General features: G+C 61.4%; 12 protein-coding genes. 2 read left to right on the top strand and 10 right to left on the bottom strand.

Going from position 1 to position 13,501, the window contains the following annotated elements; translation table 11 throughout:
* Positions 1-114 precede the first annotated feature (114 nt).
* The 5 genes from HED64_RS12020 to HED64_RS12040 form a co-directional block, all read right to left on the bottom strand.
* Entirely contained in the window at positions 115-1,812 is a 1,698-nt protein-coding gene (locus HED64_RS12020; protein WP_168152234.1) for an MDR family MFS transporter, read from the bottom strand.
* 54 nt (positions 1,813-1,866) lie between these two features.
* Complete coding sequence (locus HED64_RS12025) at positions 1,867-2,544, bottom strand: TetR/AcrR family transcriptional regulator (protein WP_342590715.1); 678 nt, start codon at positions 2,542-2,544, stop codon at positions 1,867-1,869.
* 276 nt (positions 2,545-2,820) lie between these two features.
* Positions 2,821-4,233, bottom strand: coding sequence for a class II fumarate hydratase (locus HED64_RS12030; RefSeq protein WP_168152235.1), 1,413 nt, complete (start codon positions 4,231-4,233; stop codon positions 2,821-2,823).
* 104 nt (positions 4,234-4,337) lie between these two features.
* Positions 4,338-4,973, bottom strand: a complete 636-nt coding sequence (locus HED64_RS12035) for a carbonic anhydrase (RefSeq protein WP_168152236.1) — start codon at positions 4,971-4,973, stop codon at positions 4,338-4,340.
* Between the two features lie 142 nt (positions 4,974-5,115).
* Complete coding sequence (locus HED64_RS12040) at positions 5,116-5,757, bottom strand: DUF4245 family protein (RefSeq protein WP_168152237.1); 642 nt, start codon at positions 5,755-5,757, stop codon at positions 5,116-5,118.
* A gap of 162 nt (positions 5,758-5,919) precedes the next feature.
* Between HED64_RS12040 and glpX the strand changes: the two genes are divergently transcribed.
* Positions 5,920-6,942 (top strand): class II fructose-bisphosphatase, encoded by a 1,023-nt coding sequence (glpX, locus tag HED64_RS12045; protein WP_132361975.1) that lies wholly within the window; start codon positions 5,920-5,922, stop codon positions 6,940-6,942.
* 90 nt (positions 6,943-7,032) lie between these two features.
* Here the strand turns inward: glpX and manA are convergent, their stop codons facing one another.
* Genes manA through HED64_RS12065 form a run of 4 tightly spaced genes read right to left on the bottom strand, consistent with a single transcriptional unit; the run spans position 7,033 to position 11,679 of the window.
* On the bottom strand, positions 7,033-8,283 hold the full coding sequence (gene manA, locus HED64_RS12050; protein WP_168152238.1) for a mannose-6-phosphate isomerase, class I: 1,251 nt from the start codon (positions 8,281-8,283) through the stop codon (positions 7,033-7,035).
* A 56-nt stretch (positions 8,284-8,339) separates the two neighbouring features.
* The gene (locus HED64_RS12055; RefSeq protein ID WP_245325949.1) at positions 8,340-9,956 is read right to left on the bottom strand and encodes an LCP family protein; all 1,617 of its coding nucleotides are present in this window, start codon (positions 9,954-9,956) and stop codon (positions 8,340-8,342) included.
* Positions 9,957-9,964: 8 nt separating this feature from the next.
* Positions 9,965-10,465, bottom strand: a complete 501-nt coding sequence (gene purE, locus HED64_RS12060; protein ID WP_168152347.1) for a 5-(carboxyamino)imidazole ribonucleotide mutase — start codon at positions 10,463-10,465, stop codon at positions 9,965-9,967.
* A gap of 29 nt (positions 10,466-10,494) precedes the next feature.
* The gene (locus HED64_RS12065) at positions 10,495-11,679 is read right to left on the bottom strand and encodes a 5-(carboxyamino)imidazole ribonucleotide synthase (protein WP_168152239.1); all 1,185 of its coding nucleotides are present in this window, start codon (positions 11,677-11,679) and stop codon (positions 10,495-10,497) included.
* Positions 11,680-11,876: 197 nt separating this feature from the next.
* Here HED64_RS12065 and HED64_RS12070 point away from each other — a divergent pair, with 197 nt between their 5' ends.
* Entirely contained in the window at positions 11,877-12,437 is a 561-nt protein-coding gene (locus tag HED64_RS12070) for a GtrA family protein (protein WP_168152240.1), read from the top strand.
* Between the two features lie 152 nt (positions 12,438-12,589).
* Here HED64_RS12070 and HED64_RS12075 read toward each other — a convergent pair whose 3' ends face one another.
* Positions 12,590-13,324, bottom strand: a complete 735-nt coding sequence (locus tag HED64_RS12075; protein WP_168152241.1) for a TIGR03089 family protein — start codon at positions 13,322-13,324, stop codon at positions 12,590-12,592.
* Positions 13,325-13,501 lie beyond the last annotated feature (177 nt).

Raw genomic sequence — 13,501 nt, forward strand, 5'->3', positions numbered from 1 at the left:
GAGAAACACCGGTGCCGCCCCGAGACACCAATGCCCCGCCGTTCCATCCGTCCTTCCCCCAAGGGTAAGGATGGATGGAACGGCGGGGCATTGACGGGGACGCCTTATTAGAGGCTAGAGGTCGTTTGCCTTGTTGACCTCAACCACTGGTGCATCCGAAGCGGTGACGGGTGCTGCGCTCGCCGTGGCCCCGGTGGTGGCGTGGCGTTGTGCGTCTTCCAGCGCCTGAGCCTCATCGCCGCCGATGGCCTCGCCACGGGCTACCATGCCAGCGGTGTCGGAGAGCTTGACCTGCTTCAGGAACAGCGCCAGGACGAAGGCGATGAGGATGAAGGGGATCAGGTACCAGAACACCGGAGCCAGTGAGTCGGCGTAGGCGCTCACGATGCCCTCACGCATGGCATCGGGGAGCTGTGCGAGCGTCTGCGGGTCTAGCGTTGCGGTGGCCGTTCCGGCGTCAGCAGCGTTGGCTCCGGAGGCAGTGAAGACCTCGGTGAGCTTCTCGGAGAGGCGGTTGGTGAACATCGCACCGAAGATCGCCACGCCCAGGGACGCACCAACTTCGCGGAAGTAGTTGTTGGTGGAGGTTGCGGTACCGACCATGGACGGATCCACGGCGTTCTGTACCACCAGTACCACCACCTGCATGATCAAACCCAGTCCGGCGCCGAAGACAAACAAGTACACGCAGATCAGCCACAGGGGTGTGGTCGCCGAGAGCGTGGTGAATGCCAGCATGGCCAGCGCCGTGACTAGGGCACCGGCGATCGGGTAGCCCTTGTACTTTCCGGTCTTGGTGATCGCGATACCGGAGTAGATTGAGGTGCCCATCAGTCCGACCATCATCGGGAGCATCAGCAGACCCGAGACGGCAGCCGAGGTTCCCGAGGACATCTGCAAGAAGGTGGGAACAAACGCGATGGCCGAGAACATGCCAAGACCCAGCGTGAAGCCGATGGCCGTGGCGTTGACGAAGACCGGATTCTTGAACAGCGCCAGCGGGATGATCGGGTCTTCGGCACGTGCCTCGGTGATCACAAAGAGCACGATGGCCGCGAGCATGCCCACGCCCCAGGCCCAGGTCTCGGGAGCGGCCCAGCCGTGGTTTTTGTTCCCGCCGAAGTCGGTGAAGAAGATCAGGCAGGTGGTGGCGATCGAAAGCAGCAGCACCCCGAGCATGTCGATCTTTTTGGTGGACTTCTTATTCGGGATGGTCAGCGCGAACCAGGCGATCAGGAAGGCGCCGATGCCGATGGGGATGTTGATGTAGAACGCCCACTGCCAGGTGAGGTGGTCAACAAAGAAGCCGCCGAGCAGCGGACCTGCGACGGCCGAGAGGCCGAAGATGGCGCCCAACGGTCCCATGTACTTGCCGCGTTCTGAGGCCGGAACAATGTCGGCGATGATGGCCTGCGACAGAATCATCAAACCGCCGCCGCCCAGCCCCTGCATGGCACGGAAGATGACGAACATCCAGAAGGTGCCGGCAAATGCCGCGCCGACGGAGGCCAGCGTAAAGAGCGCAATGGCGATCAGGAACAGATTGCGCCGTCCCAAAACGTCGCCGAACTTGCCATAAATCGGCATCACGATGGTGGTGGCCAACAGGTAGGCCGTGGTGATCCAGGCCTGGTGTTCGACTCCACCGAGCTGTCCCACGATGGTGGGCATGGCGGTGGAGACGATGGTCTGGTCGAGGCTGGAGAGCATCATGCCAGCGATCAGCGCGGCGAAGATGATCCAGATACGCCGTTGCGTCAGCAGCAGCGGCGCCGAATCCGGGGTTTTCCGGGACGCGGTGGTGGTGGACATAATGATTTCCTTGTGAGTGGTGGGGCGAAGTCTGTGATGGACCGCGGTGGGGTCTTAGCGCGCCGGGGGTGGGTTGGCTCGAGGTAGATCGGAGCCAAGAAGTTCCAGGCTCTGGTGCATGATGGACATGAATTCATCGGCGAGCGATGGCCCCTCGGGAACGGCGAGGTAACGATCGATGGCCCGGTGGACAGCAAATTGGAGGCTGTGCACCAGCATCGCAATGCCATCGTGATCCGGTGCCACCCCCTCGCGCTTGGCCACCAGAGCGATGAACTCGGCCTGACGTCCGGGGCCGACCTGCATCATTTTCGCCAGCAGTTCCGGTTCGCGGTGCATGGCGTCGAAGAATCCGTGCATGCTGTGAATCTCGGACTCCTCGCGCCGCAATTGCTCAAGGACCAGGTCCATGAGGTCGGCTAGCAGCGTGGGGGAGATCCCCACGGTTCCGGCGGGGCGAGCAGCAATAAAGCGTGCCAGCGCCTCGGCGGGCAGTCCATCATCCTGGTGTCCGAAGACGGCATCAAGCTTGGTGGCGAAGTAGTTGAAAAAGGTGCGGCGAGAGATCCCGACACGAGCGCAGAGCTCCTCGACGGTAAACCCGGCAAAGCCGTTTTCGACGGTGAGCGTCCGGGCGTTGCGCGTGATCGACAGCCGGGTTTTTTGCATCCGGGCGCTGAGCGTTGGTGGCGTGGCCGAGCCTACCGAAACCTCTGTTGCACTATTATTCACAAAGTGCAGTTTTGCACTATTTGAACATAAGTGCAAGTTTTGTAAGCTGGCACACAATAGGGCGGCGGGGCACGTTTTCCGAGCCCGGACCTCACCAAAAAACGAGAATCGCGGCTAAACGCGGGCAAGTCGATCGGTTCATGGCTGAGGGGCGGAGCTTCGGAGTTGCCGGTTGGTAGAACGTATCCACATACAGCGGGCCACCGAGCGAAAAACTCGGTGGCCCGCTGTTGGTGATCCCGCGTCGGCGATCTGGGGAGATACGTGCCTGGTGGGCTAGTGCTTCCCGGTCATGGTGGTGACATCGAGCAGCGCATCTAGCTGTTCCTCGCTCACCTCGCCGCGCTCCACAAAGCCCAACGCCACGGTGGCCTCACGTACCGTCAGGGAATCGGCCACCGCCTTCTTCGCGATCTTCGCGGCACTCTCGTAGCCGATGAGCTTGTTCAGCGGGGTGACGATGGAGGGGGAGGCCTCGGCGAGGAAGCGGGCACGTTCCACGTTCGCGGTGATCCCGTCAACCATCTTCTCCGCCATGACCCGCGTGGTATTACCCAGCAGACGAATGGACTCGAGCAAGTTTGCGGCCATCACCGGGATGCCCACATTCAGCTCGAACGCCCCGTTGGTGCCCGACCAAGCGATGACGGTGTCGTTGCCGATCACCTGGGCAGCGACCATGATCGCCGCCTCGGAGATCACCGGGTTAACCTTGCCGGGCATGATCGAGGATCCGGGCTGCAAGTCCGGGATCGAAATCTCGCCCAGTCCGGTGTTCGGCCCGGAACCCATCCAACGCAAATCGTTGTTGATCTTCATCAATGAGATGGCAATGTTGCGCAGCTGGGCCGACGCCTCGATCAATCCATCCCTATTGGCCTGTGCCTCAAAGTGGTTGCGGGCCTCGGTCAATGGGAGCCCGGTGTCGATCGCAAGCAATTCGATAACGCGCTGCGGGAACCCCTCGGGGGTGTTGATGCCGGTGCCAACGGCCGTGCCACCCAGTGGGACCTCGGCCACCCGCGGCAGCGAAGCGAGAATGCGTTCCACGCCGTAACGCATCTGCGCGGCGTAACCACCAAATTCCTGGCCCAGAGTCACCGGGGTGGCATCCATCAGGTGGGTGCGCCCGGACTTCACCACATCCTTGAACTCCACCGACTTGGCCTCCAGCGAGGCGGCCAGCACGTCGAGTCCCGGGATGAGGTCCTGCAGTAGCCCCGCTGTCGCGGCGACGTGTACGGAAGTGGGGAACACATCGTTGGAGGACTGGGAAGCGTTAACGTGATCGTTCGGGTGCACCACGGTCTCGGAGCCCGAAGCAGCCAGAGCGCGGGTCGCCAACTCGGCCAGCACCTCATTCATGTTCATGTTGCTCGAGGTGCCCGAGCCGGTCTGGAACACATCAATGGGGAAATGCTCGTCGTATTTATTGGCGGCGACCTCATCGGCCGCCGCCACAATGGCACCGGAACGCTCGGCATCAAGCACACCAAGTTCCAAGTTGGCGGCCGCTGCCGCCTTCTTCACCTGGGCGAGCGCCCTGATATGCGCCGGCTCCAAACGCTTTCCGGAAATCGGGAAGTTCTCAACGGCGCGCTGGGTCTGTGCGCGGTACAGGGCGGCGGCCGGAACGCGAACCTCGCCCATAGTGTCGTGTTCAATGCGGAATTCTACGGAAGTGTCCATGCCAGACACGCTACGCCGCATCTACCTACTTCGGCAGTGGCCCGGCGCACAGTTCGGCCCAATGGCGAACACGGGAATAATGTGGCGCCGACCGGCACACGTTTTTAGAGCGCTCCGAAGCCGGAGACCATTTCCGCTTTGCCCTCGGCCAACCGGTAGGTCACCCCGATGACGGCGGTGCGTCCCTCCTCCACGGCGGTGGAAATGAGGCGTGACTGCTCGACCAAGCGGTGGGTTGTCTGCTGGACGTGCTCGACGACCGTGGTGTTCACGTCCTGAATACCATTGCGGCGGGCGGTGATCACCGAGGGGGTGATGTGTTCAACGAGGTCGCGGATGAAGCCCGGGGGCATAATTCCGCTTTCCACCGAATCGATGGTGGCGGTGACCGCGCCGCAGGAGTCGTGTCCCAGGACCACGATCAGTGGCACGTGCAGCATGGCCACGGAGTACTCCAGGGAGCCAAGTGCGGCGGAGTCTATGACGTGTCCGGCGGTACGCACCACGAAGGCGTCACCCAGTCCGAGATCGAAGATGATCTCAGCGGCCAGTCGCGAATCCGAGCAGCCGAAGATCACGGCAAAGGGGTGCTGCTTATCCACGAGGAATTGACGTCGCAACGCGTCCTGGTTGGGGTGATCGGAGCTGCCCTCAACAAAACGGGAGTTGCCATCACGTAATTTCCGCCAAGCCTGAGCGGGAGTCAAATTCGGTTGTTCTTGCACGGTGGCTTCAGTCATTTTTTTAGCATAGACGCAGCCAGTGGTCCGGAGCCGCAAATCGTCGTTTTCATGAAGTAATGTGCACGGCGAATTGTGGGGCGCGCCCAAAACACAAGAATGTGGGTAAGATCTCACTTCTGCCCGGTTACCGGGTCAGGTACTACTTTTTGGGGATCTCCTGCTGGGCCATGCGGGCGATCGAATCAAGGGTTTCCAGGCCGCTGTCGCTGCTGAAAACCAAGGTCGAATCCCCGATGGTGGAGATTAACACCTGGGACTTGTCCTTGGTGCGAAGTTCCCAGTCGGTGCCATCCACGGTGTGGGTGCCTGCCGGAACGGCGTTTTCGGTGACGGTGGCCAGCCACGACGGGTTGGAATCGGCGGTCTGGCGAACCCAAACGAACTTCTCGTCCGATGTCACAACCCCGAACTCCCAGTACTTGATGCCATCAACGTTTCCGGAAACCCAGCGGGCGAAGTTGACGTAGTCATCCGCCGGCAAGTTTGGAGCCCACGGGACGAAGTTGGCATCCGCGGCCGCTTGCGAGGCGACATCCGCAACGTTAACGGGGTCCCTGAAGGTCTCAGCCTTGTTGGCGGGGTTGATCAGGATGACCGGGATGACCACGGCAACGGTGAGCAGCACAGAAATGATCATGCCCTTCAGCGTCTGGTTGGCTCGCTTGGACTGCGCAGGGGTTAGTACCGGCTTGAAGTTCTGCTCCGCTTCCACGGATGGCTGAGCATCTGCGGGCGCGGAGGATGAAGCGGGCACGGCGGGTCCTTCGGGGTGTTCACTCACCCTTCCATTCTCGCGCATTGCCCGCGCAGAATCTAAACGGGCACTACACCCGGGCCTCACGTCATACAAGCCGGTGCCGAAAGGAGGTCATCGACCGGTCGATAGTATGATGGAAGGCGTTGGCCCCCGGCAAACGAACAGATCTCAAAGACGAGGAAGACCGTGACTGAAGCCACGAATTTTGCCCACCTGTCCCCACGACTGTCTGTCAGTGATGCGGAACCCGACCGCAACCTGGCCCTTGAGTTGGTGCGTGCCACCGAGGCCGCAGCCATAGCCTCAAGCCCCTGGGTCGGTTTCGGTGACAAGAACGCCGCCGACGGCGCGGCCGTTGACGCTATGCGCTCGCTGCTCTCCACCGTGTCCTTTAACGGCGTGGTTGTTATTGGCGAAGGCGAAAAAGACGAAGCCCCAATGTTGTTCAATGGCGAACACGTGGGCGATGGCAACGGCGCCGAATGCGACGTCGCTGTTGACCCGATCGACGGCACCCGGCTTGCAGCCCTAGGCATCAACAACGCGCTCTCGGTTCTGGCAGTTGCCGACCGCGGTTCGATGTTTGATCCCTCAGCGGTGTTCTACATGGAGAAGCTGGTGACCGGCCCCGAAGCCGCCGACCTGGTCGACCTGCGCCTGCCGGTCAAGCAGAACTTGCACCTGATTGCCAAGGCCAAGGGCAAGAAGATTTCCCAGATTACCGTCTGCATCCTTGACCGCCCGCGTCACGCTGGACTTGTTGAGGAGATCCGCGCCGCGGGTGCTCGCACCAAGTTCATCATGGACGGCGACGTTGCAGGGGCCATTGCGGCAACCCGCGAGGGCACCGGCGTGGACGCGCTGATGGGCATCGGCGGCACCCCGGAGGGTATCGTCACGGCTTGTGCCATCAAGTCCCTCGGCGGTGTCATCCAAGGCCGCCTGTGGCCGACCGACGATGACGAGAGGCAGAAGGCCATCGACGCCGGTCACGACCTGGACCGCGTATTGACCACCAACGACCTGGTCACCAGCGATAACTGCTACTTCGCAGCCACCGGCATCACCGATGGTGATCTGTTGCGCGGAGTGCGTTACAAGAACGGCCGCATCCAGACGCAGTCCATCGTTATGCGCTCGAAGTCCGGCACCATCCGCTTTGTTGAGGGCGAGCACCAGTCCGATAAGTGGGAAGCCTACACCCGCTAAGAAGCACCTTGTGAAATAGCATTTTAGAGACAGCAGGGCCCGGCGGGAATCACTTCCCGCCGGGCCCTGCTGTCTCTGTACCTGGTGGTGCTAGGCCAGTGGCTGCGGGGTCACGGCAAAGGCACGACCCGAGGCCCTCGCGCTGCGCCTGGCCACGGCGGGGGCTTCGTTGGCACCAATGAACAACGAATCACCGCGACGCAATAGCTCATCGCCGTGGGGAGTATCGATCAACAGCTCGCCCTCGGTGCACAGAATGATCACCGGTCCGTTGGCCGCCACCGCCACATCCCCGTCACCCATGGACGTCGAATCGATTGCTGGCCCAAGCTCAAGGTGCTGGAGCTGGAACTCGGCGAAGGGCGGGACGAAGAGCTGCTGGCCGTACTCGGTCTCCGTGGCCTCAAGCAGCGGCACTCCTAGTGCGCGGAATTCGGTGATGCGCAGTAACTCGGCCACGTCGATGTGCTTGGGCGTCAGTCCGCCGCGCAACACGTTGTCCGAATTAGCCATCACTTCCACACCGAGCCCACGCAGATAGGCATGCATATTCCCGGCGTCCAGGTACATCGCCTGTCCGGGTTCCAGCTCCACCAGATTTAGCAGCAGCGAGACCAGCACTCCGACGTCTCCGGGATAGTGGCCATTGATCCCCGGCAGTTCCGCCAGGGCACCATGTTCGGCCAGCGCTGGGTTAGCCTCGATGGCTGCCACTGCACCGATCACCGTGGGGCTCAGCTCCGCGGAACCGCTCAGTAGATAAGCGCAGCTTGAGCTCAGGGCGGCGGCCTCATCCGGATTCCTCAGCAGAGTCACGATCTTGAGGCAGGCCGCTGCGCCCTGCTCATCAAGGACCTCGGCCAGAGTGCTGAAGAGTGCCGCAGACTCGGCCGGCGGGCGGAAACCACTGAGCGCGGTGAACGGAGTCAGCGCATAGATCATCTCCGGCTTGTGCGAGCCGTCCTTGTAGTTGCGCTGCGGGGAATCGAGGGCGGGACCCGCAAGGTTCTCCGCGGCGAAGCCCTCGGCAGCCTGCGCCGCGGAGGGATGAACCTGAATGGATAGCGGTTTGGCCGCTGCCAGCACCTTCATCAAAAAAGGAAGCCGGCCGTAGGCAGCGTTTACCTCGGTACCCAGCAGGGCATCGGGGGTAGCGGTGATCAACTGATCCAGTCCGGTATCTCCTTGGCCGGGAACCTCGGCCACCGACGGTGCCGAGGGATGGGCGCCGAGCCACATCTCAGCCTCCGGGAGCCCACTGGGTGAGGTGCCCAGCAAGTCAGAAATGGCGCCGGAGGAACCCCAGGCATAGTCACGGATGGTGTTTCTCAGGCGATGCATGATGGTCCTTCGAACTAGCTGTGGGGGCGATGTGCCAACCCGCAGGAAAGCGGGGGTTAAGGCACCGAGCAATCGTTGTTGTTGGCAGCAATTTCACCGAGTAGGTCGGTACGGCCAATTTGTTCGAGCGTGACCAGATATTCCTCGCTCAACGCCGAGCCATCGGGCTGGGCGGTGGGCGAATCGGTGGGTTCTTCCACGATTTTGTCCGGTTCGGTGTTTCGCCCGGTGTCCGAGGTGGTGGACTTGGGGGCGCTCGATGCGGAGGAACCGGCCGAGGCCTTGGCAGACTTGCTGCTTGGGGCAGCGGTAGTGCCCGATTCCTCGGCAATGAGTGACTGGATGCGGGTATGGATCTTATCGAAGTCGGGGTAGGTGGAGAACTTATCCGCCGCCGAACCGAAGTCCGGGGCTCCCAGGGTCAAACGTTCGAACGGGGTCTCGCGCGCCTTGTTGGCTAGGTTCAGGAAGGAACCGAGCTGCTGCTGCGGGATATCGGTACGCACCAACTCTTCTCCGGCATCCATGATGTCGGTGAAGCGAGTGAGCAGCGTTTGCGGGCTGAACTGTTTGATCATGGCCTGCTGCAAGCATTGCTGACGGGCGATGCGGTGGTAATCGGTGGTGAAGTCGCGCGAGCGGGCAAACCACAGCGCCTGCTTGCCGGTAAAGGTGTGAACGCCGGGGGAGAACCAGTGAGTGTTCACCGAGGAGTTGGGCCACGCCTTGCCGTTGTACGGGACCCAACCGCCAGAATCGACGGTGACCCCGCCCATGGCGTTGATGAATCCAGCGAATCCGGCCATGTCGATCATCACGTAGCCCTGGACCTTCAGTCCGGTGCTGCCCTCAATGGCGTCCATGGTGGCCTCGGCCCCCGGGTCGGCCGAGTTGGGGTAGAGCTCCGCGTGGTTATCGGTGGTGTCGCGGTAGATCGCGTTGAAGAGGCATTCGTCTCCGCAATTAAAACCATTGGGGTAGACCGCACGCAGGGGCGAATCGTCAGAGAATCGTGCGTTCTGCATATTGCGTGGAATGGAGATCAACAGTGACTTGCCGGTTTTGGCATCTACGGAGATTAATGACATCGAGTCCGTGCGGATGCCCTCCCGGTTAGCGCCCGAGTCGGCGCCAAACACGGCAATGTTGTAGCGCCCATCCACGGCCTTGATGGCGGGCCCGGAGGAGAAGACATTGGAAATGGTCTCGCGGCCCTTGTTCATCACAAACGCGCCGTAGCTCATCGACCCGGTGATCCCCAATGCCACCACCAGCAAGGTGGCGGTGAGCCCAATGCGGGCTCCGGGGGCCAAATACTTGGGCCGGATGATGGCCAAGGTATTGAGGAACATTAGCAGCCACCCGGCTGCTAAAACGATCAGTGCCACGGTGGTAGCCAATTGCACCCATGGTTGGGCAAAAATGTTCAGCAGCCAATCACGCTTTAACAGCGCGGCGAGCAGGATCACGATGAGCAGGCCCCAGCACACCATGGTGACGCGCATGACGAATCCGCCCAGCGCTCGTTGTCCCGCAACCCACTGGGCGCTTCCGGGGAAGAACGTGGTCAGCAGCAGCAAGAACAGTGCGCGTTTGGTGCGTACTGGTGCCGTTGCGGATTCGGGATCCGGGAGCAGGTTAGTGGTGCCCTTCGGGCGGTGCGGTTCGCTCATTGAGGTCCTTAGTTACCGGTGAATTCGGAAGCGGCCGCCGCACGCAGTACTGCGCCCTTGTCCGAGGCGACGGTGCGAAGGGACGCGGCGAAGTCGATGAGCTGGCCGCGCAGTTTTGCGGCCAGCTCATCGGTGCCGGTGGCCAGGATACGCACGGCCAACAGGCCGGCGTTGCGAGCCCCACCGATCGAAACAGTGGCGACGGGGACACCCGCTGGCATCTGAACGATGGAAAGTAGTGAGTCCATGCCGTCGAGAGTCTTCAGCGGCACGGGGACGCCGATGACGGGCAACGGGGTGACGGAGGCGAGCATGCCCGGAAGGTGGGCTGCTCCGCCGGCGCCGGCAATGATCACGCGGATGCCGCGGTCGTGGGCGGCTTTGCCATAGGCGATCATGTCTTCGGGCATGCGGTGCGCCGAGACGACGTCTGCCTCGAAGGGAATGGAAAATTCGCTTAGTGCCTCGGCGGCCAGTCGCATGACCGGCCAATCCGAGTCGGAGCCCATAACCAGGGAAACCAGGGGTGCGGGGGTGCTCAAGATGTCAGTCCTTCGGAGATGGCGGTGGCCGGTGCACCGTCGCGGATGATCGAGGCAACGGTGTTGGCGCGGGCACGCAGTGAGTCGACCGACTCTCCGGGCTCGGAGACCACATTGACGTGGCCGATTTTGCGGCCCGGGCGTACGGACTTGCCATAGGCATGGACCTTCACGCGCGGTTCGGCGGCCAGCGCCGCAGCGAAGGCGCTGAAGAGGTTCTGATTGGCTCCGCCGAGGTAGTTTTTCATCACGGTGGTCTCGGCCAGCGCGTCGGTGGCGCCCAACGGCAGGTCAAGGACCGCGCGGAGGTGCTGTTCGAACTGGCTGGTGATGGACCCGTTCATGGTCCAGTGCCCGGTGTTGTGCGGGCGCATGGCAAGTTCGTTGATGACGAATCCTGCGCCGTGGCCCGGAGTTTCAAAGAGTTCCGCTGCCATCACGCCGGTGACCCCGAAGGCCTCCGCGATCTGCAAGGCAGCTGACCGTGCGGCGGCGGCAACGTCTTCGGAGAGGTCCTTGGCCGGGGCGATGACCTCGTCGCAGACTCCATCAACCTGGATGGTGTGCACCACGTCCCAGCCCTTGGCTTCACCGCTGGGGGTGCGTGCCACCAGGGCGGAAAGCTCGCGAGTGAAATTGACCTTGTCCTCGGCCAAGAGTGAGCCATTAACAAACCAGTCGGCGGCGGCGCGGGCGTCATCGGGACTATCGATCATGCGCACCCCCTTGCCGTCATAGCCGCCACGCGGGGTCTTGAGCACGATCGGCCAGCCGATCTCCTCGCCAAAGGCCAGCAGCTCAGCCACGTTGTGCACCTCGGCCCAAGCCGGGTTGGGCAGTCCGAGTTCGGCAATTGCTCTGCGCATCACCAGCTTGTCCTGAGCATGGATCAAGGCCGCTGGGCGCGGCTGTACATTCACACCCTCGGAAATTAATGTCTGCAGGTGGGCGTTGGGGACATGCTCGTGGTCAAAGGTGAGCACGTCGAGGCCGCGTGCGAATTCACGCAGGGCCATCAAATCCGTATAGTCGCCTACGGGCGCAGTGGCAACACTGCGCGCTGCAGAGACATCCGGGCCCTCGGCCAGGATGCGTAGTTCGAAGCCGAGGTTCAATGCTTCAGGGGCCATCATTCGTGCGAGTTGGCCTCCGCCAACAACGCCAATCACTGGAAACGTCACCCGCCTAGCCTACCCAACGCGCGGCCTGCCGCGTGGAACCAAGGCGAGTTGGGACACTATTGACGGTTAACTTCCAGTGAACCGCACTAGAATACTTAGGTTGGCCGTTCCAAGAAGTTGCGGTTCGACCGCACCGAAGGCACACAATGCCAGCGCCCGTGGCGGCGTAGTGAAATCGAAACGAACCATGGAGAAACATGCTGGTACAGATCTGGGCCAAACTCATGGGCCTGGCGTCCATGATGTGGCGCGAAGTAGCAAAGTTTGGCGTAGTCGGGGGTGTCGCGTTCATTATCGACTCCGGCATTTACCTGTGGCTGCTCCACGGTTCCATGGAAGATTCAGCGGTTAAAGCCAAGATCATCGCTGGCGTTGTCGCCACGGTGTTCTCTTGGGTGGCCAACCGTTTCTGGACCTTCCGCCATCGTCGCCAGGCCAACGTTGTACGCGAAGTAGTGATGTTTGCCATCATGAACGCCATCGGCCTAGGTATCGCAGCGGCCTGTGTTTGGGTGACCAAATACTGGATCGGACTGACGGATACCACTAGCGTGTTCATCGCTGGCTCGGTAGTGGGTCTGGTGCTGGGCACCATTTTCCGCTTCTTCGCCTACCGCTTCTGGGTCTTCAGCGCCGAGCTTGACGAGGATCCCGAATTCTCCTCGGACCGCGAGCTACTGCATGTTAGTTCCGAGTCAACAACACATGCTGCGCCGAAGGCCGAGGCCAACCAGGTGCCACCTCGTATCGACGAGTAGATTCAAGTCCTTTGCTGGCCTCTGGGCCACACCCCATCAGTAGCCCCGAAACCATGCCGCACTGCTTGGAACACCCAGAACGGGTGGACCAAGCAGTGCGCTACGGTATCGGGGCTTTTTGTGGCTGAGCGCTGGCGGAGCTGCTGCGGTGCTTACGCCTCTTGGTCCAGGCGGTGGGCCACCTGCTCGCCACGCAGCAACGCATCGGTGATCTCCACTGCCTGCTCCACGAGGATCACCGAGTTTCCGGCGCTCCACTGGGAGATAAGGGTTTGAAGGATACGTGCCAGCGGCCAGGAGGTGCCCACGAGGGTGCTTCCCTCAGGTACCTGAATGTCATCGGCGGTAAATAGCTCGGTATAAGTGAATTTTCCGGCCGCAGAATCAAGCGCCGTAGCCGTGACCTCGATGGGGGAGGGCGAGAAGGAATCGGCGTAAGATCGAACCTCGGAAGCATAGTCGGTGGCACCCAAGGGAAGCTCTCCGTCGTAGGCCATCGCTAGTGATGGCAAAGGAACGGCCAGGACCTCCACGGTTCCGTTCACTGCTAAAGTTGTGGTGTCGGCGGTGATGAAAATATCGACATCCCCGGGGTTGGTTCCCGGCTCCACGCAACGCAGTTCGGCACCCAGATGCCAAATAGCCAGCGCGAGTGCAGCGGACTTCCAATGCCCGGGTAAATCGGTGGCCACAACAGCGCCGGAGGCTAAATCAAATTCCTCGTGCAAAAGGTTGGCGCTCTTAGCCACCCAGTTATCAAATACACGGCCGCTGAGCTCGACGCGCTCCCCGGATTTTGAGTACCAGGTCAAGAATGGGCGAGTTGAATGGCGTAGCGGAGCCAAGAGGGATTCGACGGGAGATAACGAATTGGTTTCAATGATCATGGGATGCTCCTTGTCAAGCCTGTGAATTCACCGGGAATTCGCGGGCGGCTGTATTTCGGTATGGTCTCGGTGAAAACTCGGGCGTGGCGTGACTCTATTTTGACGTTAAGTGTCGCTAAAATCTTCGACCGCACTTGACGCGACCGGAGTTACACCAGTGTAATTAGATAGTGCACC

The organism is Paeniglutamicibacter terrestris (genome assembly GCF_012271785.1).
Classification (GTDB): domain Bacteria; phylum Actinomycetota; class Actinomycetes; order Actinomycetales; family Micrococcaceae; genus Paeniglutamicibacter; species Paeniglutamicibacter terrestris.

Bases quoted from the DNA above. Each gene is read 5' to 3' on its own strand.
- HED64_RS12075 (WP_168152241.1), bottom strand. From the start codon at position 13,324: ATGATCATTGAAACCAATTCGTTATCTCCCGTCGAATCCCTCTTGGCT.
- HED64_RS12030 (WP_168152235.1), bottom strand. From the start codon at position 4,233: ATGGACACTTCCGTAGAATTCCGCATTGAACACGACACTATGGGCGAG.
- HED64_RS12055 (WP_245325949.1), bottom strand. From the start codon at position 9,956: ATGAGCGAACCGCACCGCCCGAAGGGCACCACTAACCTGCTCCCGGAT.
- HED64_RS12035 (WP_168152236.1), bottom strand. From the start codon at position 4,973: ATGACTGAAGCCACCGTGCAAGAACAACCGAATTTGACTCCCGCTCAG.
- HED64_RS12070 (WP_168152240.1), top strand. From the start codon at position 11,877: ATGCTGGTACAGATCTGGGCCAAACTCATGGGCCTGGCGTCCATGATG.
- HED64_RS12020 (WP_168152234.1), bottom strand. From the start codon at position 1,812: ATGTCCACCACCACCGCGTCCCGGAAAACCCCGGATTCGGCGCCGCTG.
- purE (WP_168152347.1), bottom strand. From the start codon at position 10,465: ATGGGCTCCGACTCGGATTGGCCGGTCATGCGACTGGCCGCCGAGGCA.
- manA (WP_168152238.1), bottom strand. From the start codon at position 8,283: ATGCATCGCCTGAGAAACACCATCCGTGACTATGCCTGGGGTTCCTCC.